Source organism: Pseudomonas sp. NPDC089530 (assembly GCF_050280705.1).
GTDB lineage: Bacteria > Pseudomonadota > Gammaproteobacteria > Pseudomonadales > Pseudomonadaceae > Aquipseudomonas.
The window spans coordinates 36063-61822 of sequence record NZ_JBNNVU010000025.1 but is presented as its reverse complement, the minus strand read 5'-3'; the positions used below and the strand labels follow the sequence as shown (position 1 = coordinate 61822).

The following is a 25760-nucleotide window of genomic DNA, read 5'->3' as shown; positions in this document are numbered from 1 at the left end:
ACCCGTGCCGGCCTGACCGGATCGACCTTGTGGGTCGACCCGTCTTGTAGGACAAATCCTGCAAGATCAGTGGGGCGTGCAGTATAAAAAGCTCATGAGAGGCTTTTTCACTCTAAAAACAGCTGAATTCAGAGAGAAATCTCGGTATTCGCGGCTTTTGCGGCAAAGCATTACCTGAGATTTTCGCCTTTTGTCATTTTTGAACGGCGTCGAGTATTGCACAGCCATGGTGCAGCGTCATGCCCCTACCTAGGGCGTATTTACCGGTTTCGATGGCTCTATCTCAGGCTTCTCCCAGTTGCCCTCCAGAGGGAGGACAGTGGGCCGCCGGTGAATGCTTTCAGGGCGATCACAAATTTTTCACCATTGCCCACCACCGTCTAAGCTTCAGACAAGTCCGATCAATCTGCGTGAATGGATCAGTCGACTATGGGTGCTGTGTGGCAGACCGATTCGAGTAATACCGTGGTGCCAACTGATCGCGTGGAAGAAGCGCCTATCCCTGAAAAACCCCGCGCCAGCCGGCATTGGTGGCGGCTGTTCTGGCTATTGCTGCTGATGGGGCTGATTGCCCTGGGGTTCGCCGCGTCCAAGGAAATCCGCACCTCGAAACTGCAGGCCCGCGAGTTCAGCCGATTCGCCGCGGACCTGAGCTATTCCATGGCCCCCGGGCCCAGCGACGCCATCGTCTACCCTGGTGCCGGCCCCTTCGACAAACGCCTGGGCTACAGCGCCCTCGATGAGTTTCTGCCGCGCCTGCTCAAGCGCGGTTATGTGGTGCAGGCCCAGACCCGTTTCTCCGACTCGCTGATGAACTACAGCGAAAGCGGCTTTTTCGTGCCCTATGCCGAGAAAATCCAGGCCGGGCTGTCGATCACCGATTGCCGCGCCGCACCGCTCTATCAGTTCAAGTACCCGCAGCAGCTCTATTCGAACTTTGCCGCCATCCCGCCAGTGGTGGTGCGCAGCCTGCTGTTCATCGAGAACCGCGAACTGCTCGACCCCGAACAGCCCCTGGCCAACCCGGCGGTGGACTGGCCGCGCTTCGCCAAGGCCGCCTGGTCGCAAGTGGCCAAGCTGCTGCACCTGCCCGGGCAGACCGCCGGCGGCAGCACCCTGGCGACCCAGCTGGAGAAATACCGCCACTCGCCGGACGGGCTGACCGTCTCCGGCGCGGAAAAGATCCGCCAGATGGTTTCCGCCAGCGTGCGCGCCTACCAGGGTGGCCAGCAGACCCTTGAGGCCCGGCGGCGGATCATCCGCGACTACCTCAACAGCGTGCCGCTGTCGGCCGTGCCCGGCCACGGCGAAGTGCACGGCATGGCCGAAGGGCTGCGGGTCTGGTACGGCGCCGATTTCGCCCTGGTCAACCAGCAACTGGCGGGCACCGCCAACGATCCGCAAAGCCTGGCGCAGCGCGGCCTGGCCCTGCGCCAGGTGCTGTCGCTGATGATCGCCCAGCGCCGGCCTTCGCATTACCTGGCCAAAGGTCGCCAGGAGCTGGCCGAACTGACCGACAGCCATATCCGCCTGCTGACCCAGAACGGCGTGATCGACGCGCCGCTGTCGGCCGCCGCCCTGGCGAGCACGGTCACCTTCCGCGACTGGGTGCAGCAACCGACGATCCAGCCGATCGAGACCAACAAGGGCATCAGCGTCGCCCGCAGCCGCCTGGCCGGCCTGCTCAACCGGCCGCTGTACGACCTCGACCGTCTCGACCTATCGGCCACCAGCACCCTGCAAAGCGACCTGCAACGCCAGGCCACCGACTACCTCAAGCACCTGGCCGACCCCGAGTTCGCCGCCCAGACCGGCCTGCTCGGCGAACGCCTGCTGACCCCCACCAGCACCACCCAGGTGCGCTACAGCTTCACCCTGCTGGAACTGACGCCGGACGGTTCGCGGGTGCGGGTGCAGACCGACAGTACCGACCAGCCCTTCGACATCAACGAAGGCAGCAAGCTGGAGCTGGGCTCCACCGCCAAGCTGCGAGTGCTGACCACCTACCTGCAGATCATGGCCGAGCTGCATGACCGCTACGGCGCCGAAGCCCCCGCGGTACTGAAGAAAGTCGAGATCGCCGAGCAGGACCGCCTGAGCCGCTGGGCCGTGGACTACCTGATCCAGAACAACGACCGCAGCCTGCCGAAAATGCTCGAGGCGGCCCTGGACCGCAAATACTCGGCCAGCCCCGGCGAGAGCTTCTTCACCGGCGGCGGACTGCATACCTTTCACAACTTCCGCAAGGAGGACAACGGGCGCATGGTGACCCTGCGCGACGCCCTGCGCGAATCCATCAACCTGCCGTTCATCCGCCTGATGCGCGACCTGGTGCGCTACAGCACCTATGCCGGCCCCAGCAACAGCGCCGCCCTGCTCAAGGACGACGGCGACCCGCGGCGCCAGGAATACCTGGCCAAGTTCGCCGACCGCGAAGGCACTTCGTTCCTGCTGCGGTTCTGGAAGAAGTACCGCAACAAGGACACCCAGGAGCGCCTGGACACCTTCCTCGACAGCATGCACCCGACGCCGATCCGCCTGGCGGCCGTGCACCGCTACCTGTTGCCGGAAGCCAGTCAGGAGAGTTTCAACACGTTTGTGCGCTCGCACCTCAAGGGCGCCAAGCTGACGGAAAAACTCACCGACGAACGTCTCGACAAGCTCTATTCCAGCTACGGCCCCGGCGCCTACGACCTGCCCGATCAGGGCTACATCGCCAAGGTGCACCCACTGGACCTGTGGCTGCTCGGCTACCTGCTGAACAACCCCGACGCCAAGTTCAGCCAGATCGTCAAGGCCAGCGAGTTCGAACGCCAGGAGGTCTACAGCTGGCTGTTCAAGAGCCGGCATAAAAGCGCGCGGGACAGCCGCATCCGCACCATGCTGGAAATCGAGGCGTTCCTCGACATCCACCAGCGCTGGCAGAAAGTCGGCTACCCCTTCGACCACCTGGTGCCTTCGCTGGCGACCGCCATCGGCAGTTCCGGCGACCGTCCCGCGGCCCTGGCCGAACTGGTCGGCACCATCCTCAACGACGGCGTGCGCATGCCGACCCTGCGCATCGACAGCCTGCATTTCGCCGCCGGCACGCCCTATGAAACCCAGCTGATCAACGACCCGGCCGAGGGCAAGCGGGTGATGCCTTCGGACGTGGCCACCGCGTTGAAGGGCGCCTTGTCGCAAGTGGTGGACGCCGGGACCGCCAAGCGCGTCTCCGGCAGCTTCAAGCTGGCCGACGGCACCCCGCTGGCCATGGGCGGCAAGACCGGCACCGGCGACAACCGCATCGAGGCCATCGGCTCCGGCGGACGGGTTCTCAGCTCGAAATCCATCAACCGCACCGCCACCTTCGTGTTCTACATCGGCGAACACCACTTCGGCACCCTGACCGCCTATGTGCCGGGCGCTTCGGCCCAGGCCTTCAAGTTCACCTCGGCCTTGCCGGTCCAGGTGCTCAAGGGCATGGCGCCGCTCCTCACGCCGTACCTGCAACCGGGCAGCAATACCCAATGCCTGGGCAACCTGGCCCAGCGCTGAAAGACGCCTTCGTCCTGTAGCCGCTGCCGAGCGTAGCGAGGCTGCGATCGGTCGCGAAGCGGCCGCAAACCAGGCAACCCCGTTGCTTCAGGTACAACGGGGTTGTCTGGTTTTGCGAGGACTGCGTCGGAATGCCGCCCACCTCAATCGCAGCCTCGCTACGCTCGGCAGCGGCTACAGGCTGTCTCAATTCCCCCCTCCCCGACAAACGGCCGGCCTGGTCCGCGCAGAAGTACTTGCGCATTTTTTAAGATATATCTTAAGTTATGTCTTAACCGAACAGGAGGAAGAGAACATGAGAGAACGCCACCACCCCCACCGCGAATACGGTGACGGCCATGACGGTTTCGAAAGGCGCCCCGGGCGTGAGCGCGGCGGCCGCGGGCCACGGGTGTTCGCCCCCGGCGACCTGAAGCTTCTATTGCTGGCGCTGATCGCCGAGCAGCCGTGCCACGGCTATGACCTGATCCGCCAGATCGAAGGCATGTTCGACGGCGCCTACAGCCCGAGCCCGGGCGTGATCTACCCGACCCTGACCTTCCTCGAAGAGAGCGAACTGATCAGCGGCGACGCCGAAGGCGGGAAAAAACGCTACAGCGTGACCGACGTCGGCCGTCAGTCATTGCAAGACCAGGCGATTGCCCTGGACGGCGTGCGCATGCGCATCGATGTCAGCAAGCGCTCGCTGCGCGGCCACGATCGTCCGGCGGAAATCCACGAAGCGGTGCACAACCTGCGCCATGCCCTGCAGATGCACCACGGGCGCTGGAACCCACAGGAAATCGTGCGGGTCCGCGACCTGCTGAACGACACCGCCCGCGCCATCGTCGATGGCCCATCCACCAAGGAATCAGCGCAATGACTGCAGACCACTCGAAAACCATTCACCGGGTCAGCCACGAGATCAAACGCCGTCGCCTGGAAGTGCTGCGGGTGGTGGACCTGACCCCGCGCATGCGCCGCATTACCCTGGGCGGGCCGGAACTCGCCGGCTTCATCAGCCTGGGCACGGACGACCATATCAAGCTGCTGTTCCCGCAGAACGCCGAACAGCAGGCCGCCCTGGAAACCCTGGTGCTGGGCCCGGGCAAGGACAACGGCGCGATGCCGGCCATGCGCGACTACACACCCCGGCGCTACGACCTGGACATCGGCGAACTGGATATCGATTTCGTCCTGCACGGCGACGGCCCCGCCTCGACCTGGGCGGAACAGGCCGCCCCTGGCCAGTTCCTGCACATCGGCGGCCCCCGCGGCTCGATGATCGTCCCGGATATCTTCGACAGCTACCTGCTGATCGGCGATGAAACCGCGCTGCCGGCCATTGCCCGGCGCCTGGAAGAGTTGCCGACCGGACGCCGGGTGCTGGCGGTGATCGAGGTGCAGGACGCCGCCGAGCGGCAAAGCTTGCAAAGCGCGGCGCAGGTCGAGGTGATCTGGGTCGAGCGCGACAGCGGCCAGGACCTGATCGACACCGTGCGCGGGTTGCCGCTGCCGGGCGGCAAGCTGTATGCCTGGGTCGCCACGGAAAGCAAAGTCTCGCGGCAGGTGCGCCGGGTGCTGCTGGACGAGCACCGGCTGGACGATGAGTTCGTGAAGGCCGTCGGTTACTGGCGCCTGGACAACAGCGAGGAAGAATAAGAGCGGCGGCTCTGCCGCCTATCGCGGGCAATCGAGCGTCGACCGGCCGCTCCTACAGGATTGCGTTTGTCTGTAGGAGCAAGGCTTGCCCGCGATGACGCTCAACCAGACGCCATCGAACCGGCAGCCCTCCCCCGCCACCGATCAACGCCCACCAGTACCAACGCCACCAGCACGAACCCCGCCAGAATCTCCAGCGCATTGATGAACGCCTGCCCATACCCCAGCTTGCCCACATCGATAAAGGGATAGGGGTACAGCCCCAGCCCATGCCCGCGCAGCAGGACATAGACGAAGTACAGCAGCGGGTAGAGCATCCACCCGGCCACATGCCGCAGCCCCAGGCGACCCTTGGGAACGCAGCACCACCAGTAGACGAGAAACAGCAGCGGCATCACGTCGTGCAGCAACTCGTCGGCGACGAACTGCCAGCCCTGGGGATGCCACAGATGACGCAGCAACAGGTTGTACGCCAGCCCCACCACCAGGATGCTGACGGCGACCCCGCTGCTGACCCAGGGTTGCAGGAAGAACCGCTGCCCGCGCGAGCTGCGCAGGTTCAGGGCACAGGTCAGCACCACCGCCACCAGGGTGTTGCTGAGCACGGTGAAAAAACTGAAGAAGTTGATCAGCCCGCCCAGCAGGCTGGCTTCCACCGTCCAGCGCAGATAAAGGATCAGGTACAGCTGGATCGTCAGCCCCGTCCAACCGAGCAACGCCGCCAGCGCGGTGAACAGCCGTTTGCCGCCTGTGGGAAAAACTGGCTCGACCGCCATCGACAGTCCTTAGAGCGGGCGTTTGGTGCGCTGCAGTTTCACATACAGCTGCTCGACCTTCTCCCGCGCCCAGGGCGTCTTGCGCAGGAAGGTCAGGCTCGACTTGATGCTCGGGTCGCTCTTGAAGCAACGGATATCGATGCGCTCGGCCAGGCCCCGCCATTCGTAGTGCTCCACCAGCGCCTTGAGGATCTGTTCCAGGGTGACGCCGTGCAGCGGGTCGTTGTTCGTTGCAGTCATGCCGGGCCTTCGAGCAAGAGGAAAAGGAAAGTCGCGCACCTTAGCCGAGGGTTCGGTCCGGTGGAAGGGCCGGTGCGGATCCTGAGTAACTGTAGGCGAGATCCCGGACGCCGGTGATTCCGTAGGAGCGCGGCTTGCCCGCGATGAGGGCAACGCGTAGTACCTGATGCACCGCGTCATCGTTCATCGCGGGCAAGCCTTGCTCCTACAGAAGAAGGGTGTCTGAAAAAGTTCCTTTCTTTTTGCACAAAAAGAGATGTTATATTGTATCAATACAAAACAAACCCCTGATCCAGACACCTCGCCGTGTCACGCCTGATCTCTTTTGACCCAAAGCGCGCCGCGCTACGCTCGCCAAGGAATGACCGATGTCCCGCTCCGTCCCCCGCCCTTCTCGCTCTTTACGCTGGCGCCTGACGCCACTGTCCGCCGCCTTGCTGTTCGCTTCCCAGGCCCACGCCCTGGAGCTGCAACCCCAGGTCATCACCGCCAACCCGCTGGGCAGCCAACAGACCGCCGCGCCGAGCACAGTCCTGGAAGGCGACGACCTGACCCTGCAACAGCAGGGCAGCCTCGGTGAAACCCTGAACAAACAGCCGGGCGTGTCGTCGTCCTACTTCGGCCCGGGCGCCAGCCGGCCGATCATTCGCGGCCTGGACGGCGATCGCATCCGCCTGCTGCGCAATGGCGTCGGCGCCCTGGATGCCTCGTCGCTGTCCTACGACCACGCCGTGCCGCTGGACCCGGTCAATGTCGAGCGCATCGAGATCGTCCGCGGCCCGGCCGCCCTGCTGTACGGCGGCAGCGCCATCGGCGGGGTGGTCAATACCTTCGACAACCGCATCCCCACCGCCGCCATCGAAGGCATCCACGGCGCCGGCGAACTGCGCTACGGCGGCGCCGACACCACCCGCAGCAGCGCCGGTAAACTGGAAGCCGGCAACGGCACCTTCGCCCTGCACCTGGACGCCAACTCGCGGCAGTTCAACGACCTGAAAATCCCCGGCTACGCCCGCAGCCGCCACGCCCCGGCCAGCGACGACGGCGACGGCAAGAAAGGCCGCCTGGGCAACAGCGACGGCCGTCAGGACGGCGGCGCCGTCGGCGGTTCCTACACCTGGGACGACGGTTACGCCGGGCTGTCCTACAGCAACTACGACTCCAATTACGGCTCGCCGGCTGAAGACGACGTGCGCATCCGCATGAAGCAGGATCACTACGCCTTCGCCTCGGAACTGCGCAACCTCGACGGCCCCTTCAGCTCGCTGAAATTCGACGCTGGCTACACCGATTACGAGCACCGGGAAATCGAAGGCGGCGAGACCGGCACTATCTTCAAGAACAAGGGTTACGAAGCCCGGGTCGAAGCCCGCCACCAGCCTCTGGGCCCACTCAATGGCGTGGTCGGCGCCCAAGTCACCCGCAGCGAATTTTCCGCCCTCGGCGAAGAAGCCTTCGTACCGCAGACCGACACCGACAGCGCCGCGCTGTTCGTCCTCGAAGAACTGCAGGCCAGCGAACGCCTGAAACTCAGCCTCGGCGGGCGCCTGGAACACACCCGCGTCGACCCGGACGGCAAAGGCAACGAACGCTTCAGCCGGGCCGATAGCTCCAGCAGTTTCACCGCCGGCAGCCTGTCGTCCGGCGCGGTCTACACCCTGACCCCGATCTGGTCCCTGGCCGCCACCCTGGGCTACACCGAACGCGCCCCGACCTTCTACGAGCTGTACGCCAACGGCGCCCACGTGGCCACCGGCACCTATGAAGTCGGCGACGCCAACCTGTCGAAGGAAAAGGCCGTATCCAGCGACCTGGCCCTGCGCTTCGACAACGGCACCCACAAAGGCAGCGTCGGGGTGTTCTATAGCCACTTCTCCAACTACATCGGGCTGCTCGGCAGCGGCCGTACCCTGAACGACGAAGGCGAGGAAGACGCCGGCGGCATGCCGGAATACCGCTACTCCGGAGTGCGCGCGCGCTTCGCCGGGATCGAGGCCCAGGACCGCTGGCAACTCGGCGAAGGCGCCTACGGCAAGTTCGCCCTGGAACTGTCCGGCGACTACACCCGCGCCAAGAACCTGGACAACGGCCAGGCCCTGCCGCGCATCGCCCCGCTGCGCCTGAACAGCGGCCTGCTATGGGAACTGGACCGCTGGCAGGCGCGCATCGATGTGGAACACGCTGCCAGCCAAGGTCGCGTGCCGGACAACGAAAGCGGCACCGACGGCTACACCACCCTGGGCGCCAGCGCCGGTTACCACTTCGATATCGGCAGCAGCCAGTGGCTGGCCTTCGTCAAGGGCGAGAACCTGACCAACCAGACCGTGCGTTACGCCAGCTCGATCCTGCGCGACATCGCCCCGGCCCAGGGACGCAGCATCGAGGTCGGCTTGCGCACCACCTTCTAAAGGCCACTCGCGCGGCGGCCTGCAAGGGGCCGTCGCGCGCCAAGGTTTTCCCGGTGCGCAACGTAGCGGGAGAGCGCACTGTTACCGAATCCGAAATGATCCATGTCAACAAAAGCCCTTTCTCTGGCCTAGCGGGCTGTTTTATCCTTCGCGCGGCTCAAGCTGAAACCTTTAATCCTGCCTTTTGCCTCAGCTGTATCAGCGTGCTCGCGCCATGGCGAACCGAGCCACGCGAGCCTTCGCTTGCCTGCCCATTTCCTTGAACAAGACCAAGATTTCACTGTATGCCTGACGTTAAAACCTATAAAGACAGCGCTGTCTCTTACCCTGCCATCCTGCCCAGGACCCTGACCCTGCTCGGCGCCCTGGGCCTGGCCACCTGCGCCCAGGCCGCTCCGGCCTTCGACAGCGAGTCGCCGTGGATGCTCGGCGACTGGAACGGCGCCCGCACCGAGCTGGCGAAAAAAGGCTACGACTTCAAGATCGACTTTGTCGGCGAAATGGGCTCCAACCTGCATGGCGGCTACGACCATGACCGCACCGCACGCTTCAGCGACCAGTTCGCCTTCGGCAGTCACCTGGACCTGGACAAGATCCTCGGCTGGAACGATGCCGAATTCCAACTGACGGTGACCAAGCGCGACGGCGACAACATCAGCAACGACCGCATCAACGACCCGCGGGTCGGCGGCTTCACCTCGGCCCAGGAAGTCTGGGGCCGCGGCCAGACCTGGCGCCTGACGCAGATGTGGTACCAGCAGAAATTCCTCGACCGGAAACTGGACATCAAGGTCGGCCGTTTCGGCGAGGGCGAAGACTTCAACAGCTTCCCCTGCGACTTCCAGAACCTGGCGTTCTGCGGCTCCCAGGTCGGCAACTGGGTCGGCGGCATCTGGTACAACTGGCCGGTCAGCCAGTGGGCGCTGCGGGTCAAGTATCACCTGACCCCGGAGCTCTACGCGCAGATCGGCGCCTTCGAGCAGAACCCGTCCAACCTCGAACGCGGCAACGGCTTCAAGCTGAGCGGCAGCGGCACCCAGGGCACCCTGTTGCCGGTGGAACTGGTGTGGACACCGAAACTTAACGACCTCCCAGGCGAATACCGCGCCGGCTACTACTACAGCAGCGCCAAGGCCACCGACGTCTACAAGGACAGCAACGGCCAGCCGGCCGCCCTGAGCGGCGAAGCCTATCGCAGCAGCTCGAGCAAGCACGGCCTGTGGCTGGGGGCGCAACAGCAGATCACCAGCCTGGCCAGCGACCACTCCCGGGGCTTGAGCCTGTTCGCCAACGCGACGATGCACGACAAGAAGACCAACGCCATCGACAACTACGTCCAGGCCGGCCTGGTCTACAAGGGCCTGTTCGACGCCCGCGCCAAGGACGACATCGGTTTCGCCATGGCCCGGGTCCACGTCAACCCGGCCTACCGCAAGAATGCCGAGGCGACCAACCAGGCCAACCTCATCCAGGACTACGACAACCCGGCCTACCTGCCGCCCCAGGACACCGAATACAGCGCCGAGCTGTACTACGGCGTGCACGTCACCAACTGGCTGACCGTGCGCCCGAACCTGCAATACATCCGCCACCCGGGTGGCGTGGACCGGGTCGACGACGCGCTGATCGGCGGGCTCAAGATCCAGAGCTCGTTCTGATCGCCCGGGGGCTGGCCCAATCTGAACAAAACTGTTTTCCCCCTATACCGCTGAACCATGCCCGCGCCTGATCGTCATCTACAGTGAACAAGCGCGGGACTACCTTAACCGTCACGGAGAACCACACTATGAGCACTCAAGGTGCTTCAAGTCCGAGCCGCCTGCTACCGAGCCTGCTCGGTATCCTGCTGCTGCTAATGGGCCTGGCCTTGCTGGCCGGGGGGATCAAGCTGAGCATGCTCGGCGGCTCGCTGTACTACCTGCTGGCCGGTATCGGCCTGGTCATCAGCGGCGTCCTGCTGCTGGCAGGCCGTAGCGCGGCCCTGCTGGTGTACGGCGTGGTGCTGTTCGCCAGTTCCGTCTGGGCATTGTGGGAAGTCGGCCTGGACTGGTGGCAACTGGTGCCGCGCCTGTCGCTGTTCTTCGCCCTGGGCGTGGTCCTGCTGCTGCCCTGGTTCCGTCGTCCGCTGCTGCGTAACGGCCCGGCGCCGCTGGGTACCGCGGTACTGGGCGTGGCCGTGGTCCTGGCCGGTGGCGCCGCGATCGGCAGCCAGTTCACCCACCCGGGCGAGATCTCGGGCGAACTGGGCCGTGAAACCGCCGACACCACCAGCGCTGCGCCAGCCATGCCCGAGGGCGACTGGCAGGCCTATGGCCGTACCGAGTTCGGCGACCGCTACTCGCCGCTGAAGCAGATCACCCCGGCCAACATCGGCAAGCTGCAGGAAGCCTGGCGCATCCGCACCGGCGACATGCCGACCGCCAAGGACCCGGTGGAAATCACCAACCAGAACACCCCGCTGAAGGTCAACGGCAAGCTCTATGCTTGCACCGCCCACAGCCAGGTGCTGGCGCTGGACCCGGACACCGGCAAGGAAATCTGGCGTTTCGACCCGAAAATCCAGGGCCCGAACGGCGATGACTTCCGTGGCTGGGCGCACATGACCTGCCGTGGCGTGTCGTACTACGACGAAGCCAACTTCACCAAGAGCGACGCCATCAGCACCCCGGCCAGCCTCTCGGCCGCCGGCCAGGCCATCGCCGCCAGCTGCCCGCGTCGCCTGTTCCTGCCGACCGCCGATGCCCGTCTGATCGCGATCAACGCCGACACCGGCAAGGTCTGCGAAGACTTCGGCAATAAAGGAGCAGTGGACCTCAAGGCCGGTATCGGCCCGTTCACGCCGGGCGGCTACTACTCGACGTCGCCGGCGGCCATCACCCGCAACCTGGTGATCATCGGCGGCCACGTGACCGACAACGAGTCGACCAACGAGCCGTCCGGCGTGATCCGCGCCTTCGACGTGCACGACGGGCACCTGGTGTGGAACTGGGACGCCGGCAACCCCGACGAAACCGCTCCGCTGGCGGAAGGCAAGACCTACACCCGCAACTCGCCGAACATGTGGTCCCTGGCCAGCGTCGACGAGAAACTGGGCCTGATCTACCTGCCGCTCGGCAACCAGATGCCTGACCAGTGGGGCGGCAACCGCACCGCGGGCGCCGAGAAATTCAGCGCCGGCACCGTGGCCCTAGACATCGATACCGGCAAGCTGCGCTGGAACTACCAGTTCACTCACCATGACCTGTGGGACATGGACGTGGGCAGCCAGCCGACCCTGCTGGACATGAAGACCGCGGACGGCATCAAGCCGGCGCTGATCCAGCCGACCAAGCAAGGCAGCCTGTATGTGCTGGACCGTCGCGACGGCACCCCGATCGTGCCGATCCGTGAAGTGCCGGCGCCGACCGGTGCGGTCGAAGGCGACCACACCGCGCCGACCCAGGCCCGTTCGGACCTGAACCTGCTGGCTCCGCCGCTGGAAGAAAAAGGCATGTGGGGCGCCACGCCGTTCGACCAGATGCTGTGCCGCATCCAGTTCAAGGAACTGCGCTACGAAGGCCAGTACACCCCGCCGTCGACCCAGGGCAGCCTGATCTACCCGGGTAACGTTGGTGTGTTCAACTGGGGCAGCGTATCGCTCGACCCGGTTCGCCACCTGCTGTTCACCAGCCCGAACTACATGGCCTTCGTGTCCAAGCTGGTGCCGCGCGCCGAAGTCGCCGCCGGCAGCAAGCGCGAAAGCGAAACCTCCGGCGTGCAGCCGAACACCGGCGCGCCTTACGCGGTGATCATGCATCCGTTCATGTCGCCGTTCGGCGTACCTTGCCAGGCACCGGCCTGGGGCTACGTGGCTGGTATCGACCTGACCACCAGCAAGGTGGTGTGGAAGCACAAGAACGGCACCAGCCGCGACAGCTCGCCGATCCCGATCGGCCTGCCCATCGGCGTGCCGAGCATGGGCGGCTCGATGGTCACCGCCGGCGGCGTGGGCTTTCTCAGCGGCACCCTGGACCAGTACATCCGCGGTTATGACGTGAACAACGGCAAGGAACTGTGGAAATCCCGCCTGCCAGCGGGCGGCCAGGCCACGCCAATGAGCTACACCGGCAAGGACGGCGAGCAGTACGTGCTGGTGGTCGTGGGCGGCCACGGCTCGCTGGGCACCAAGATGGGCGACTACATCATTGCCTATAAACTGTCGGAATAAGCGTTACCGGCGGTGAATGAAAAGGCGGCTACCCACAGGTAGCCGCCTTTTTTGTTGCCTGTGCCGACGCCATCGCGAGCAAGCTTCGCTCCTACCAAAGCCAACCGACTGCGCTCCCCTGTAGGAGCGAGGCTTGCCCGCGATAAGGCCCGCCCAACCACCACAAAGCCCGCAGGCGATAGAGAGCCATGTAGCCGCTGCCGAGCCCTGGCGAGGCTGCGAACGACCGGCACGGTCGCGGCGATCTGAAGAACGCCAGAGGTTCGGCGGGAGATCGGGAACCAAGGTCCTGCGGACCTTATCGCAGCCTCGCTAAAGCTCGGCAGCGGCTACAGTCCAATATTGATCCGGGAGCGGTGGTGGCGCGGGGGATAGCAGCGAAAATTCTTACAACACGCGTCGAATCCCATCACCTTGTCCCGCCGGGCCACGGACTCTATGGTTTGGCCTGTCACTGCCAATTCAGTGACAGGGCGTAGGAACCCTTTTGATAACCCTTGGCGCGTACGCGTCCCGACTGATTGCGGCACTTTTTAGGTGCCCGTAAGATCAGCCGCGGCGGCTGTGCGCGGGCACGTCTCGACGTGGCCGAGTCCCTGGGTATTCGGTTCCTACCCCGCGCACGGCTGCCACCCAAGCCCGTAGGAAGGCCGTTGGCGGCTCAGATCCCTACCCGGAGCCAGTTCAATGAAAAATATCGTGCCTGATCCACCCCGCCGCTACATGGCCCTCACCAGCAACGACTGCAGCATCCCCACCTTGCTGATCGACACCGAGGCGCCGCTGGATGTGCTGCACGAGGCCGCCGCCCACCGCATCCGCGCCGTGGCCCAGTTGCTGGAAAATATCGCCAGCGACGACAACCTGCTCGGCAACCCGGCGCTGCTCCAGGATTTCGCCCAACTCTGCGTCATCCCCCTGCGCGACGGCTGCGACCTGCTGGACGTCCTGGGCCGGCGCCTGCAGGCCCCCCTGCTGGGCTGAACCTCGAATCCGGACCGGCTGCGTTCAGCCGGTCCTGTCAGCGCAACAGCCCGTCATCGCAAAGGGACATTAGCCCATTTGTGCTAATCGACCCGCCCTCCACGGCGCCGCTATAGTGCCAACCGACCACCCGTTCCTCCCAACGCTGCCCTTGCGCGGTGTCGGGAGCGGCTGCGCCGTGGAAAACACAACAACGCCAAGGAAGAGTCATCATGAAGCTCCATTCCAGCCTCCGCCCCCTCACCCTGCTCAGCCTCCTGGCCCTCGCCCTGGGTGGTTGCGCCATCGCCAAACCCAGCAACGACGACCTCAAGAACCGCGCCCAGACCACCCTCGGCAAGCCCGTGAACACGGTCTCCAATGTGCGTAGCGACGCGTCCCAGACCTACTTCACCGCCAGCACCAGCAACGGCGAATACAATTGCATCTTGCCCAGTGGCGGCATGGTCGCCTTCGCCTCCATGGGCGGAGTCGTAGCGCTCCCCGCCGAGTGCACCAAGCAGTAAGCCAGCCCCTCCTGAACGAGGTTTACCGCGACAGGTGGCCTACCGTGAACAGCAGCGCCCGCGGATGGCCGGCCCGTAGTCCCCGGGCCGCCCCTCCCGCGCGGCTCAGCTCGATACCCGCGACTTGATCACCCACGCCTCGAACGCCGCGGCGCTCAGCGGGCGGCTGATCAGGTAACCCTGGGCCGTGTCGCAATGCCAGCGCTCCAGCAAACGCAGGCTACGCTCCTGCTCCACCCCTTCGGCCACCACCTTGAGCCCCAGGTTGTGGCTCATCTCGATGGTGGAGCGCACGATCACCGCGTCGCCGCTGGTTTCGTCGAGGTTGCGGATGAACGACTGGTCGATCTTCAGCTCCTGCACCGGCAGCCGCTGCAATTGCGCCAGCGACGAATAACCGGTGCCGAAGTCGTCCACCGACAGGCTGATGCCGCAGTCGCGCAGGCTCTGCAACACCTCCAGCGCCTGTTCCGGGTGACGCATGATGGCGCTTTCGGTGATCTCGAAAATCAGTTGCTCGGCCGACAGCCGATAACGCTGCAGCAGCACGCTGACCCGGGCCGCCAGGTCCTGGCCGTGCAAGTCATCCACCGAGATGTTCAGCGACAATTGCAGGCGCAGCCCGCGCATGTTCCATTCGGCCAGTTGTCGCATGCCCTCCTCGATCACCCACAGGGTCAGGCTGTTCATGCTGCCGGTGCGCTCGGCCAGGGGGATGAACTCTGCGGGAGAGACCATGCCGAACTCCGGGTGCTGCCAGCGCAACAAGGCTTCGGCCTGGTGCACATGGCCGTGGCGCAGGTCCAGCTTGGGCTGGTACAGCAAGAACAGCTCGCCTTCCGCCGCGGCCCGGCGCAGATCGCGGATCAGCCCGACCTGGCGCTGATGGGCCAGGTCGCGGTCCTGCTGGTAGATCTGCAGGTAGCCGGGCTGGGCCGCCGCGTCGTGGCGGGCGATGGCGGCGCGGCTGATCAACTCTTCCGCCGATTGGCCGTCGGTGGGGTAGACCGCCACGCCGATGCACACCTGGCGCTGCACTTCATCGCCATGGACAGCCTGCGGCCGGCTCAACAAGGTATGCAGCCGATCAGCCATGGCCACCGCGCCATCGATCTCGGTGTTCTCCAGCAGCAACAGGAACTCGTTGGCGGTGATGCGTGCCGCGGTGTCCCCGCTGGACACCGTCTCCGACAGCCGGCGGCTGACCTCCAGCATCATCTGCTCCACCCCTTCCGGGCCCAGGCCTTCATTGACCGCCCGGTAGTCCTCGATCCCCAGGTACAGCAGCACCACGTTGCGCCCGGCACCGATGGCATTGCTCAGGCGCTCCATGGCCAGGGCGCGGTTGGGCAGGCCGGTCAGGGGGTCATGCAGGGCGTTGTGGGCCAGTTGCTGCTCGCGGCTGGCGATGCCGCTCTGCATGGCGTTGAACGCCTCGGCCAGCAAGCCGAACTCGTCGCTGCGCTTGAGCACCACCGGCGTCTGGTAGTTACCCGCGCCGATGCGCTGGGCCGCCTCGGCCAGCACCCGCAGCGGCCGCGACACCCGGCGCGCCATGAACAAGGCGCCGACCAGGGAGATCGCCAACGCCGCCATGGCAATCGCCAGGAACTCCCGGTCCAGCGGTGCGAAAGCCTGCAACGCGTGATCCAGCGGGCTTTGCAGCAGCGCCAGGACCTTGGGGTCATGGGGGTCGCCGGTATTGGCCAACTGCAGGGCCTGGTTGAGGAAGCGCTTGCCGTGGGCATCGCTCAACTGCGGTCGCGAGCGCCATGACGCCTCGCGCAGGGTGCTGATGATGGTGGCCCAGAAAATGTCCGGCTGGGTGCTGAACAGCTCCCCGGCGCGCCGCTCCTGCAGGGTCAGGAACGACACCTCCAGGTTGCTCATGGAACGCAGCTCGCTGGCGAACAGATCGTCCATGCGAAATGCCATGACCACCCGGCGCATATGCTGCGGCGTCAGCACCTGGCCCTGGACCAGCAGGTAAGGCTGGCCCTTGAGCGCGACGATCAGCATGCTCTTGTTCTGCCGCAGGGCCGTGCGCAGCGCCTGGTCGTAGGGGAACTGCTCGCCCTCGGCAATCGCCGCCAGGGTGCTGGCGATCACCCTGCCTTCGCCGCCGAGCACGAACAGCTCGCTGCCGCGGGTACCGGTGCCATGCTGGCGCAGCGCCTCGAGAATCGCCACCGAATCACCGTCAATCACCGCCTGGCGAAACTCCGCGTCCACCACCAGCCAGTCCACGCCATAACGCAAGCGCCGGCCGCGCAGTTCGAGCAGGCGCTCGAACACCCGGGTGCCGGTCTGCAACTGCACCTGGGCCTGGTTCTCCACCGCATGGTTGGTCGCGGCCTTGACGGCGAAATACACCACCCCGATCACGATCAACAGCAACAGCGCCAGTACTCCGGTGATCCTTACCTGGAACGTATGGCGCCACTTCATGAGTCGGCTCTCGCCGCCACTCCCCCGTTGTCGTCGCCCCGGTCCCCCCACGGCGACACCCGCCGCTCTCCGCTGAAAAGTCCCTTGATCATTACGCGTCCCTCTGGGCAGCTAAAGATGCGTCAAATAAATGCCACTTCCCCAACGACATTTAATCGGTCCAGATTAGACCGCTCAGACAAGAAGATCACGCAATAAAATCAGGGGGTTTACAATGTCATTTTTCTGTCGCTGCCAATTTACCAGCATTCCAGCGCAGAAATGACAGCCTCGAAAACGCCATTTTGGAAACGGCACCGCGTGCCGCTGACAAGGACTGAAATAATTGATCCGCCCCGGGCGCCATTGAAACCGCTCGTCCGCTGCCCCATCTAACCCTGCATACCCCATTGCGCAGGTGCCCCATGAGCGACCAGCAAGAACTTCCCGACACCGTGAGTGAATACGCCGACCCGGAACACGCCGAACTTCATCCGTCTTCCGGCACGGGCCTGGCCCTGCCCGGGCAGAACCTGCCGGACAAGGTCTACATCATCCCGATCCACAATCGGCCGTTCTTCCCGGCGCAAGTGCTGCCAGTGATCGTCAACGAAGAGCCCTGGGCCGAAACCCTGGAACTGGTGAGCAAGTCCGAACACCATTCGCTGGCGCTGTTCTTCATGGACAACCCACCGGAAGATCCACGGCATTTCGACACCTCGTCCCTGCCGCAGTACGGCACCCTGGTCAAGGTGCACCACGCCAGCCGCGAGAACGGCAAGCTGCAGTTCGTGGCCCAGGGCCTGAGCCGCGTGCGCATCCGCACCTGGCTCAAGCACCATCGCCCGCCGTACCTGGTGGAAGTCGAATACCCGCACCAGCCGAGCGAGCCGACCGACGAGGTCAAGGCCTACGGCATAGAACTGCTCCGAATCAATCGATCAGCGGCTTCCTTCCTTGCCGTCGACCACGATGAAATCGGGGAGGATGCCGGTTTCCAGCATGGCCTTGGCGATGCCCATGAATTCCCACGGGTGACCGAGGCAGAGCTTGAAGCCGATGGGCTTGCCGCCGGACAGCTCACGCAGTTGCTGGATGAAGTGCATCATTTCCAGCGGTGTGGAAAAGGCGCTGTGGCTCGAGGGCGAAATGCAGTCCTCGCCCATGCGCACGCCACGGGTGTCGGCGATTTCCTGGGTCACCTTGTGCTTGGGCAGGATGCCGCCGTGGCCGGGCTTGGCGCCCTGGCTCATCTTGATCTCGATCATCCGCACCTGGGGATTCTGCGCCTGGGCCGCGAAACGCTCCGGGTCGAAGCGGCCGTCGGCGGTCCGGCAGCCGAAATAACCGCTGCCCAGTTCCCAGGTCAGGTCGCCGCCGTGTTCCCGGTGATAGGGGCTGATGCTGCCTTCGCCGGTGTCATGGGCGAAGTTGCCGAGCTTGGCGCCCTGGTTGAGGGCGCGGATGGCGTTGGCGCTGAGGGAACCGAAGCTCATGGCCGAGATGTTGAACACCGAGGCCGAGTAGGGTTGGGCGCACTGCGGGCCGCCGACCGTGACCCGGAAGCCGCTCGGGTCGCTCAAAGGCGCCGGGCGCATAGAGTGGCCGATGAACTCGAAACCCGACTGGTAGACGTCGATCAGGGTGCCGAACGGCTTGTCGGCGGTTTCGTTCTTGGCCCGGGAATAGACCAGCGAGCGCTGGGCCCGGGAGAAGGGCAGGGCGTCGCTATCGGACTCCAGCAGGTACTGGCGGATTTCCGGGCGAATGCCCTCCACCAGGTAGCGGATATTGCCCAGGATCGGGTAGTTGCGGCGCACCGCGTGGGGGCTCTGCAGCAGGTCGAAAATACCCAGCAGGCTCAGCAGGGCGGTGACCAGGGTGATTGGCCAGAGCCAGTCGTATTCGAGGAAGGGCAGGCTGGCGAGGGTGAAAATCACGCAGGCAGCAAAGAAGGCGTAGCGGCTCAGGAGGGACAGGCTCATACGGTTTCCTTGGTTCGGACTCTATAGATTTCGTTGTTTGCGACTCATTCTTCCAGGTTGGCCAACGATCTTGTTGTTATAGAGCTCGGCCCCGGCGCGTCAGCATTGGCATAAGGCATGGGCCAGGAGACAGGTCGCAGGCGACTGCCCCGGGACTCGATACCCAGCCTGCCGTCGGTAGTTGTCATGGGCTTCAGGGGGCCGGCAGAGGTTGGAGCTTACGAGCGATCCCCTGGCCGGGGCAACCGCTGGGTATCGAGGGCCCGGCAACGGCAGGTCCGGCGGGCCGGGTGTATGGAAAAAACAGGCGACGACTGTGTCGTGACGTCGACTGGCCAGTCATGGGATCCTTGCCGCCCCGCATCCCCCGCTCCAGGTTTTTCATGACGCTTTCAAGCGCTACACCCCCCCTTATCCGTATTGCCGCGGCCCTGTTGGTCGGCCCGGACGGCCGCACCTTGCTGGTGCGCAAGCGCGGCACCCAGGCCTTCATGCAACCGGGCGGCAAGATCGAACCCAGCGAGTTGCCGAGCCACGCCCTGGCCCGCGAACTGGAAGAGGAACTCGGGCTGCGCATCGACCCGGCCGACGCCCGCTACCTGGGACGCTTCTGCGCCCCGGCGGCCAACGAGCCGGGTTTCGTGGTCGAAGCCGAGCTGTTCCGCCTCGACCTGGACAGCGCCCAGGTCGCGCCCGCCGCGGAAATCGAGGAGGTGTGCTGGGTCGATACGGAGGGTGCCGGTGAACTCACTTTGGCACCATTGACACGGGACCTGATCTTGCCGTTTTATCGCGCCTCGCAACTGGCCTCGGCCTGATTTTTTTAGGACAAAGGATTGCCCATCATGATTCCCATCCACGACATGTTGATCTTCATCGCCGCCGCGCTGCTGATGGTGCTGACCCCCGGCCCCAACATGATCTACCTGATTTCCCGTTCGATCTGCCAGGGGCGCCGCGCGGGTGTGATCTCGCTGGTCGGCGTGGTGGCGGGTTTCTTCGTCCACCTGTTCGCTGCGGCGATCGGCCTGACCGCGGTCTTCATGGCGGTGCCGCTGGCGTATGAAGTGCTCAAGTGGGTCGGCGCCCTGTACCTGATGTGGCTGGCCTGGCAGGCCCTGAAGCCGGGCGCGCGTTCGCCGTTCGAGGCCCAGCAGCTGCCGCCGGACTCGTCGCGCAAGCTGATCCTGATGGGCTTTCTCACCAGCGCCCTGAACCCGAAGATTGCGGTGTTCTACCTCTCGGTCTTTCCCCAGTTCATCAACCCGGAACACGGCTCGGTGTTCACCCAGAGCATCATCCTCGGCCTGACCCAGATCAGCGTGAGCTTCAGCGTCAACCTGCTGATCGCGCTGTTCGCCTCGGGCATCGCCGCCTGGTTCGTGCACAACCCGCTGTGGCTGGTCACTCAACGCTATTTCATGGGCTTCGTGCTGGCCGGCCTGGCGGTGCGTTTGCTGCTGGATCAACGCCAGACGGTCTGATAGGAGATTGCCCGATGAATGATGATTTTTCCGCACAGGCGGTGGTCCAGCGCCAACTCGACGCCTACAACCGCCGGGACCTGGACGCCTGGCTCGCGACCTATGCCGAAGACGCCTGCCAGTACGCCCATCCGGCGACCCTGCTGGCCAGCGGTCACGCCCAGATCCGCGCCCGGGCGGCCTTGCGTTTCCAGGAGCCGAACCTGCATGCGCGGCTGCTCTCGCGTGCGGTGATGGGCAATGTGGTGATCGATCATGAAATCGTCACCCGGACCTTTGCCGAAGGCACAGGAACCCTGGAGACCGTGGCGATCTATGAAGTCGAGGCGGGCCGGATCAAGAGTGCCTCGTTCACCAGCGGGCCACAGACCCTCGACTGATGATGTCGATCCAACGCCTCGATGTCGCTCACGCCAGCGCCTACCGCGCGCTGATGCTCGAGGCGTACGAGCGCCATCCCCAGGCATTCACCTCCAGCATCGCCGAACGGGCGGTGTTGCCCCTGAGCTGGTGGAAGTCGCGCCTGAGCAGCCCGCTGGACCTGCTGCTGGGCGCCTTCAAAGAGGGCGAGCTGGTGGGCATTGGCGGGCTGGCGTTCGAGGTCCGGGAAAAAGCCCGGCACAAAGCCACGCTGTTCGGTCTGTATGTGTCGCAGTCCTATCGCCATAGCGGCCTGGGTTACCGGCTGATCCAGGCGTTGCTGCAGGAGGCGCGCCAGCGCCCCGGGTTGCGCCTGATGCAACTGACCGTCACCGCCGGCAACGACGCCGCCCTGGCCCTGTACCGGCGCTGCGGTTTCGTCCAGTTCGGCCTGGAGCCGCTGGCGGTGCGGGTCGGCGTCGAGTATTTCGACAAGCTGCACCTGTGGCGCGAGGTCGGCGCCGCGCCCTGAGCCCAGGCTCGCTCTTGGCTTTCAACGTACCGCGCTGACTCCGTCCAGGGTCGAGAACGAGGTGTCCTTGGCGGTCAGCAGGAAGTCGCGCATATAGGGCGCATCCAGCATGTCGGCGCGGATCGCCGCGTACAGTGTGGCGAACAGGCCTTTTTCCCCCAGGCGCTTGGCCTTCACATAACCCCGTGAGCTGTATTCATGCAGGGCCCAATGGGGCATGCCGCACACGCCGCGGCCGCTGGCCACCAGCTGCATCATCATCACTGTCAGCTCCGAGGTGCGGACCTGGGCCGGCTCGATGTCGGCGGGTTCCAGGAAGCGGGTGAAGATATCCAGGCGGTCGTGCTCCACCGGGTAGGTGATCAGGGTTTCGCTGAGCAGGTCTTCCGGGACGATGTAAGGCTTGCTCGCCAGACGATGCTGGTTGGCCACCGCGAGCATGGCTTCGTAGGTGAACAGCGGCACGTAGGTGATGCCCGCCAGCTCCAGCGGGTCGGAGGTCACCACCAGGTCCAGGTCGCCCCGGGCCAGGGCCGGCAGCGGGGCGAAGGAGAAGCCCGAGGCCAGGTCCAGCTCGACTTCCGGCCAGGCGTCGCGGAACTGGTCGATGGTCGGCATCAGCCATTGGAAGCAGCTGTGGCATTCGATGGCCATGTGCAGGCGGCCCGCGGTGCCGCCCGCCAGACGGGAAATGTCGCGCTCGGCGGCGCGCAGCAACGGCAGGGTGGCGTCCGCCAGTTGCAGCAGGCGCAGGCCGGCGCTGGTGAAGCGCACGGGCTTGGTCTTGCGCACGAACAGCGGCATGCCCATCCGCTCCTCGAGTTCCTTGAACTGGTGGGACAGGGCCGACTGGGTCAGGTGCAGGCGTTCGGCGGCTTCGACCAGGCTGTCGGCTTCGCGCAGGGCGTGCAGGGTCTTCAGGTGGCGGATTTCGAGCACCAGGGCCTCCATGAGAGAATTTTGTGATCAACACGAAAAGGTTGAGTTTGTCTCATGTTGGGTGGGCTGTCGACAATGGCGCCATCTTTTACAAGGAGGAACATTCTCATGGCTTTGGCCCACACCCTTGGTTTCCCGCGCATCGGCGCCGACCGCGAACTGAAAAAAGCCCTCGAAGCCTACTGGAAGGGCGACCTCGATCGGCCGGCCCTGGAGCAGGTCGGGCGCCAGCTGCGGGCCCGGCACTGGCAATTGCAGAAGGACGCCGGCATCGACCTGCTGCCGGTGGGCGACTTCGCCTGGTACGACCAGGTGCTGACCCACTCGCTGACGTTCGGTGTGATCCCCGAGCGTTTCGCCGGCAGCCAGGACGCCCAGGGCCGGCCGACCCTCGACACCCTGTTCGCCATGGCCCGTGGCGCCTCGGCCTCCTGCTGCGGCGGCGACCACGGCAAGACCCAGTACGCCCAGGAACTGACCAAGTGGTTCGACACCAACTACCACTACCTGGTCCCGGAATTCAGCGCCGACCAGTCGTTCAAGCTGAACTGGGAGCAACTGTTCGACGAGGTCGATGAGGCCCACGCCCTGGGCCACCGGGTCAAGCCGGTGCTCATCGGTCCGTTGACCTATCTGTGGCTGGGCAAGGCCAAGGGCCAGGATTTCGACAAGCTCGAGCTGCTGGAGCGCCTGCTACCGGTCTACGGTGAAATCCTCAACCGGCTCAAGGCCCAGGGAGTGGAGTGGGTGCAGATCGACGAACCGATCCTGACCCTCGACCTGCCGCAGGCCTGGAAGAGTGCTTTCGAGCGGGCCTACCACATCCTCCAGTACTCGCCACTGAAAAAGCTGGTGGCCACCTACTTCAGCGGCCTGCAGGACAACCTCGGGCTGGCCGTCGGCCTGCCAGTGGACGGCCTGCACATCGACGCGGTGCGGGCACCGGAACAACTGACCCAGGTGCTCGACCGCCTGCCGACCTACAAGATCCTTTCCGTGGGCCTGGTCAACGGCCGCAACGTCTGGCGCTGCGAGCTGGAGCAGGCGCTGCAGCAACTGCAAGCGGCCCAGGAGCGCTTCGGCGACAACCTGTGGATCAGCAGTTCCTGCTCCTTGCTGCACAGCCCGGTGGACCTGTCCCGGGAAGACCAGCTGGACCCCGAGCTGAAAAGCTGGCTGGCCTTTGCCGTGCAGAAGTGCGGTGAGATCTCGGTGCTGCGCGATGCCCTGAACGATCCCCAGGCCCCGGCGGTGCAGGCGGCCCTGGCCACAAGTCGCCAGGTCCGGGCCAGCCGCGAGCGGTCGCCGCGGATCCACAAGGCCGAGGTCCAGGCGCGGCTCAAGGCGGTCGGCGCGGCGGACAGCCAGCGTCATGCGCCGTTCGCCAAGCGCATCGCGCTGCAACACGCGCGGTTGAAGCTGCCGGCCTTCCCGACCACTACCATCGGCTCGTTCCCGCAGACCGCGTCGATCCGTCTGGCCCGCCAGGCGTTCAAGCAGGGCAAGCTGTCGAACAACGACTACAACGACGCCATGCGCTGCGAAATCCGCCATACGGTAGAGGTCCAGGAGCGCCTGGGGCTGGATGTGCTGGTGCACGGCGAGGCCGAGCGTAACGACATGGTCGAGTACTTCGCCGAGCAACTGGACGGTTACCTGTTCACCCGCTTCGGCTGGGTGCAGAGCTATGGTTCGCGCTGTGTGAAGCCGGCGGTGATCTACGGCGACCTGAGCCGCCCGCGGGCCATGACCGTGGACTGGATCAGCTATGCCCAGAGCCTGACCGACAAGGTGATGAAGGGCATGCTCACGGGGCCGGTGACCATGCTGATGTGGTCCTTCCCCCGCGAGGACGTGCCGCGGGAAGAGCAGGCGCGGCAGCTGGCCCTGGCCCTGCGCGACGAGGTGCTGGACCTGGAGGCCGCCGGGATCAAGATCGTGCAGATCGACGAAGCGGCGTTCCGCGAAGGCCTGCCGCTGCGCCGGGCCGAGTGGCCGCAGTACCTGGACTGGGCGGTGGAAGCGTTCCGCCTGACCGCCAGTGGGGTGCGCGACGACACCCAGATCCATACCCACATGTGCTACAGCGAGTTCAACGATGTGATCGAGGCCATCGCGGCGATGGATGCCGACGTGATCACCATCGAGACCTCGCGTTCGGACATGGAGCTGCTGCAGGCCTTCGAAGCCTTCGATTACCCGAACGACATCGGCCCGGGGGTGTATGACATCCACTCGCCGCGGGTGCCGGACACCGCCGAGATGGTCCAGCTGATGAGCAAGGCGGTCCAGCGCATCCCGGCCGAGCGGCTGTGGGTCAACCCGGACTGCGGCCTGAAAACCCGCGCCTGGCCGGAAACCGAAGCGGCCCTGGTCAACCTGGTCGCCGCCGCCCGCCAGCTGCGCAGCCAGCTGGCCTGAGCCCCACCCTGTAGCCGCTGCCGAGCCTGCGAGGCTGCGATAAGGACCGAAGGGCCTTCAGCGGTCTGAAGAGCAGCGCCCGCTTCGCGGTCGATCGCAGCCTCGCTGCGCTCGGCAGCGGCTACGGGGCTACGGGGTTTTATGACCGCTGGGCAATCTTCATCAAACTGTCACGTAACTGTGGCAGCGCGCTCGCTCAAAGTTCATCAGACTCGCGCTCTACTGGGGTTCTGCGTTTTGGTGTTTTTTCATGTGGGCACGTTTGCTTTCCATCAGCGTTTTCCTGGCCGCACTCTTGTGCGGCCAGCTGTCTCTGGCGGCGTCTCGCTGCGATGTCAATGTCCCGACCCAACGGGTCGAACTGGAGCAGGTGAGCCTGGCCTACCAGAGCATCGGCCGTGCCTCCGATCCGGCCCTGTTGCTGGTGATGGGCCTGGGCGGACAGTTGATCCACTGGCCGGACGAAGTGGTGGTCGCCCTGTGCCAGCAGGGGTTCCGGGTGATCCGCTACGACAACCGCGACGTCGGCCTGTCCACCTGGCGCCAGACGCCGGCCAGCGCCAACCTGACGTTCGAGGTGCTGCGCTACAAGCTCGGCCTGCCGGTGGACGCGCCCTACAGCCTGACCGACATGGCCGACGACGCCCTGGGTCTGATGAATGCCCTGCAGGTCGAGCAGTTCCACGTGCTCGGCGCGAGCATGGGCGGAATGATCGCCCAGCACCTGGCGGCCATGGCGCCGCAACGGGTCGAGAGCCTGACACTGATCATGACCAGTTCCGGCGCCGAAGGCCTGCCGGCGCCCAATGCGGCCCTGGTGCAACTGTTGTCGCGGCGCAGCGCGCCGAGCCGTGAGGTGGCGCTGGAGCAGCAGGCCGATCTGCTGGCGGCCCTGGGCAGCCCGCAGGTCACCGACGATCGCCAGGCGCTGTTGCACCAGGCGGCGGTGGCCTACGACCGCGCCTTCAATCCGGAAGGGGTGAAACGCCAGATCATGGCGATCCTCGCCGAACCGAGCCGGGTGGCGATGCTCAACCAGCTGCGGGTGCCGACCCTGGTGGTGCACGGCACCGCCGATCCGCTGCTGCCGGTGATGCACGGCGTGCACCTGGCCGCGCATATCCAGGGCAGCCAGCTGAAGCTGATCCCGGGCCTGGCCCATCGTTTCCAGGAAGCCTTCAAGGCGCCGTTGCTGGCGGCGGTGCTGCCCTACCTGCAAAGCCACCGCGAAGACACCTCGCACTGGGCGCAGATCGACCCGCAGCGGGCGCCGAACCTGCTTTAACCCTCATCACCGCGCGGTGTGTCTGACG

At 65.1% G+C, this 25760-nt stretch carries 18 protein-coding genes and 2 pseudogenes; 15 read left to right on the top strand and 5 right to left on the bottom strand.

Annotated features, from left to right (window positions below; genetic code table 11):
- Window positions 1-429 precede the first annotated feature (429 nt).
- The 3 genes from ACQKQA_RS12605 (at window position 430) to ACQKQA_RS12595 (ending at window position 5178) form a co-directional block, all read left to right on the top strand.
- Window positions 430-3537, top strand: coding sequence for a transglycosylase domain-containing protein (locus ACQKQA_RS12605; protein WP_427557496.1), 3108 nt, complete (start codon window positions 430-432; stop codon window positions 3535-3537).
- 295 nt (window positions 3538-3832) lie between these two features.
- Window positions 3833-4399: a PadR family transcriptional regulator gene (locus ACQKQA_RS12600; protein WP_427557494.1), complete on the top strand. Its 567-nt coding sequence runs from the start codon at window positions 3833-3835 to the stop codon at window positions 4397-4399.
- Complete coding sequence (locus tag ACQKQA_RS12595; RefSeq protein ID WP_427557491.1) at window positions 4396-5178, top strand: siderophore-interacting protein; 783 nt, start codon at window positions 4396-4398, stop codon at window positions 5176-5178. The genes ACQKQA_RS12600 and ACQKQA_RS12595 overlap by 4 nt, the downstream gene beginning before the upstream one ends.
- Before the next feature lie 101 nt (window positions 5179-5279).
- Here ACQKQA_RS12595 and ACQKQA_RS12590 read toward each other — a convergent pair whose 3' ends face one another.
- Together ACQKQA_RS12590 and ACQKQA_RS12585 are read right to left on the bottom strand one after the other, a co-directional pair.
- On the bottom strand, window positions 5280-5954 hold the full coding sequence (locus ACQKQA_RS12590) for a Pr6Pr family membrane protein (protein ID WP_427557488.1): 675 nt from the start codon (window positions 5952-5954) through the stop codon (window positions 5280-5282).
- A 9-nt stretch (window positions 5955-5963) separates the two neighbouring features.
- Window positions 5964-6194, bottom strand: coding sequence for a VF530 family DNA-binding protein (locus ACQKQA_RS12585; RefSeq protein ID WP_053280713.1), 231 nt, complete (start codon window positions 6192-6194; stop codon window positions 5964-5966).
- Between the two features lie 368 nt (window positions 6195-6562).
- On the opposite strand from ACQKQA_RS12585, the gene ACQKQA_RS12580 reads away from it, so the two are divergent.
- The 5 genes from ACQKQA_RS12580 (at window position 6563) to ACQKQA_RS12560 (ending at window position 14299) form a co-directional block, all read left to right on the top strand.
- The gene (locus ACQKQA_RS12580; RefSeq protein ID WP_427557484.1) at window positions 6563-8602 is read left to right on the top strand and encodes a TonB-dependent receptor; all 2040 of its coding nucleotides are present in this window, start codon (window positions 6563-6565) and stop codon (window positions 8600-8602) included.
- Window positions 8603-8886: 284 nt separating this feature from the next.
- Entirely contained in the window at window positions 8887-10260 is a 1374-nt protein-coding gene (locus ACQKQA_RS12575; protein WP_427557481.1) for a carbohydrate porin, read from the top strand.
- 128 nt (window positions 10261-10388) lie between these two features.
- Window positions 10389-12809, top strand: coding sequence for a glucose/quinate/shikimate family membrane-bound PQQ-dependent dehydrogenase (locus ACQKQA_RS12570; protein ID WP_427557478.1), 2421 nt, complete (start codon window positions 10389-10391; stop codon window positions 12807-12809).
- Window positions 12810-13496: 687 nt separating this feature from the next.
- The gene (locus tag ACQKQA_RS12565) at window positions 13497-13793 is read left to right on the top strand and encodes a hypothetical protein (protein WP_427557475.1); all 297 of its coding nucleotides are present in this window, start codon (window positions 13497-13499) and stop codon (window positions 13791-13793) included.
- A gap of 212 nt (window positions 13794-14005) precedes the next feature.
- Window positions 14006-14299: a hypothetical protein gene (locus ACQKQA_RS12560; RefSeq protein WP_427557468.1), complete on the top strand. Its 294-nt coding sequence runs from the start codon at window positions 14006-14008 to the stop codon at window positions 14297-14299.
- Window positions 14300-14404: 105 nt separating this feature from the next.
- Here the strand turns inward: ACQKQA_RS12560 and ACQKQA_RS12555 are convergent, their stop codons facing one another.
- Window positions 14405-16747 (bottom strand): putative bifunctional diguanylate cyclase/phosphodiesterase, encoded by a 2343-nt coding sequence (locus ACQKQA_RS12555; protein WP_427557466.1) that lies wholly within the window; start codon window positions 16745-16747, stop codon window positions 14405-14407.
- 404 nt (window positions 16748-17151) lie between these two features.
- On the opposite strand from ACQKQA_RS12555, the pseudogene ACQKQA_RS12550 reads away from it, so the two are divergent.
- Window positions 17152-17655 (top strand): annotated as a pseudogene (locus ACQKQA_RS12550) (LON peptidase substrate-binding domain-containing protein); the annotation flags it as partial.
- Window positions 17656-17676: 21 nt separating this feature from the next.
- On the opposite strand, the pseudogene ACQKQA_RS12545 reads toward ACQKQA_RS12550, so the two are convergent.
- A pseudogene (locus ACQKQA_RS12545) lies at window positions 17677-18711 on the bottom strand (glutamate synthase-related protein); the annotation flags it as partial.
- A gap of 383 nt (window positions 18712-19094) precedes the next feature.
- Here ACQKQA_RS12545 and ACQKQA_RS12540 point away from each other — a divergent pair.
- From ACQKQA_RS12540 to ACQKQA_RS12525, 4 genes are read left to right on the top strand one after another with little or no spacing between them, the layout of a single operon-like run.
- Window positions 19095-19529 (top strand): NUDIX hydrolase, encoded by a 435-nt coding sequence (locus ACQKQA_RS12540; protein WP_427557463.1) that lies wholly within the window; start codon window positions 19095-19097, stop codon window positions 19527-19529.
- 27 nt (window positions 19530-19556) lie between these two features.
- Window positions 19557-20195 (top strand): LysE family translocator, encoded by a 639-nt coding sequence (locus ACQKQA_RS12535; protein ID WP_427557460.1) that lies wholly within the window; start codon window positions 19557-19559, stop codon window positions 20193-20195.
- A gap of 14 nt (window positions 20196-20209) precedes the next feature.
- Complete coding sequence (locus ACQKQA_RS12530; RefSeq protein ID WP_075121453.1) at window positions 20210-20575, top strand: nuclear transport factor 2 family protein; 366 nt, start codon at window positions 20210-20212, stop codon at window positions 20573-20575.
- A 2-nt stretch (window positions 20576-20577) separates the two neighbouring features.
- On the top strand, window positions 20578-21087 hold the full coding sequence (locus ACQKQA_RS12525) for an N-acetyltransferase family protein (RefSeq protein ID WP_427557524.1): 510 nt from the start codon (window positions 20578-20580) through the stop codon (window positions 21085-21087).
- A gap of 21 nt (window positions 21088-21108) precedes the next feature.
- On the opposite strand, the gene metR is transcribed toward ACQKQA_RS12525, so the two are convergent.
- Window positions 21109-22026 carry a transcriptional regulator MetR gene (metR, locus tag ACQKQA_RS12520; RefSeq protein ID WP_427557456.1) on the bottom strand — a complete coding sequence of 306 codons (918 nt, stop codon included), beginning with the start codon at window positions 22024-22026 and terminating at the stop codon, window positions 21109-21111.
- A 108-nt stretch (window positions 22027-22134) separates the two neighbouring features.
- On the opposite strand from metR, the gene metE reads away from it, so the two are divergent.
- Both metE and ACQKQA_RS12510 read left to right on the top strand, forming a co-directional pair.
- Window positions 22135-24447: a 5-methyltetrahydropteroyltriglutamate--homocysteine S-methyltransferase gene (gene metE / locus ACQKQA_RS12515; protein WP_427557453.1), complete on the top strand. Its 2313-nt coding sequence runs from the start codon at window positions 22135-22137 to the stop codon at window positions 24445-24447.
- Between the two features lie 250 nt (window positions 24448-24697).
- A complete protein-coding gene (locus ACQKQA_RS12510) occupies window positions 24698-25732 on the top strand; it encodes an alpha/beta fold hydrolase (protein WP_427557450.1) in 1035 nt (344 codons plus the stop codon).
- Window positions 25733-25760: the final 28 nt, after the last annotated feature.

Coding starts and splice junctions, on each gene's coding strand:
- ACQKQA_RS12580 (WP_427557484.1), top strand. CDS start 6,563: ATGTCCCGCTCCGTCCCCCGCCCTTCTCGCTCTTTACGCTGGCGCCTG.
- ACQKQA_RS12590 (WP_427557488.1), bottom strand. CDS start 5,954: ATGGCGGTCGAGCCAGTTTTTCCCACAGGCGGCAAACGGCTGTTCACC.
- ACQKQA_RS12570 (WP_427557478.1), top strand. CDS start 10,389: ATGAGCACTCAAGGTGCTTCAAGTCCGAGCCGCCTGCTACCGAGCCTG.
- ACQKQA_RS12585 (WP_053280713.1), bottom strand. CDS start 6,194: ATGACTGCAACGAACAACGACCCGCTGCACGGCGTCACCCTGGAACAG.
- ACQKQA_RS12565 (WP_427557475.1), top strand. CDS start 13,497: ATGAAAAATATCGTGCCTGATCCACCCCGCCGCTACATGGCCCTCACC.
- ACQKQA_RS12575 (WP_427557481.1), top strand. CDS start 8,887: ATGCCTGACGTTAAAACCTATAAAGACAGCGCTGTCTCTTACCCTGCC.
- metE (WP_427557453.1), top strand. CDS start 22,135: ATGGCTTTGGCCCACACCCTTGGTTTCCCGCGCATCGGCGCCGACCGC.
- ACQKQA_RS12555 (WP_427557466.1), bottom strand. CDS start 16,747: ATGAAGTGGCGCCATACGTTCCAGGTAAGGATCACCGGAGTACTGGCG.
- ACQKQA_RS12560 (WP_427557468.1), top strand. CDS start 14,006: ATGAAGCTCCATTCCAGCCTCCGCCCCCTCACCCTGCTCAGCCTCCTG.
- ACQKQA_RS12525 (WP_427557524.1), top strand. CDS start 20,578: ATGTCGATCCAACGCCTCGATGTCGCTCACGCCAGCGCCTACCGCGCG.
- ACQKQA_RS12595 (WP_427557491.1), top strand. CDS start 4,396: ATGACTGCAGACCACTCGAAAACCATTCACCGGGTCAGCCACGAGATC.
- ACQKQA_RS12540 (WP_427557463.1), top strand. CDS start 19,095: ATGACGCTTTCAAGCGCTACACCCCCCCTTATCCGTATTGCCGCGGCC.
- ACQKQA_RS12510 (WP_427557450.1), top strand. CDS start 24,698: ATGTGGGCACGTTTGCTTTCCATCAGCGTTTTCCTGGCCGCACTCTTG.
- ACQKQA_RS12530 (WP_075121453.1), top strand. CDS start 20,210: ATGAATGATGATTTTTCCGCACAGGCGGTGGTCCAGCGCCAACTCGAC.
- ACQKQA_RS12605 (WP_427557496.1), top strand. CDS start 430: ATGGGTGCTGTGTGGCAGACCGATTCGAGTAATACCGTGGTGCCAACT.
- ACQKQA_RS12535 (WP_427557460.1), top strand. CDS start 19,557: ATGATTCCCATCCACGACATGTTGATCTTCATCGCCGCCGCGCTGCTG.
- ACQKQA_RS12600 (WP_427557494.1), top strand. CDS start 3,833: ATGAGAGAACGCCACCACCCCCACCGCGAATACGGTGACGGCCATGAC.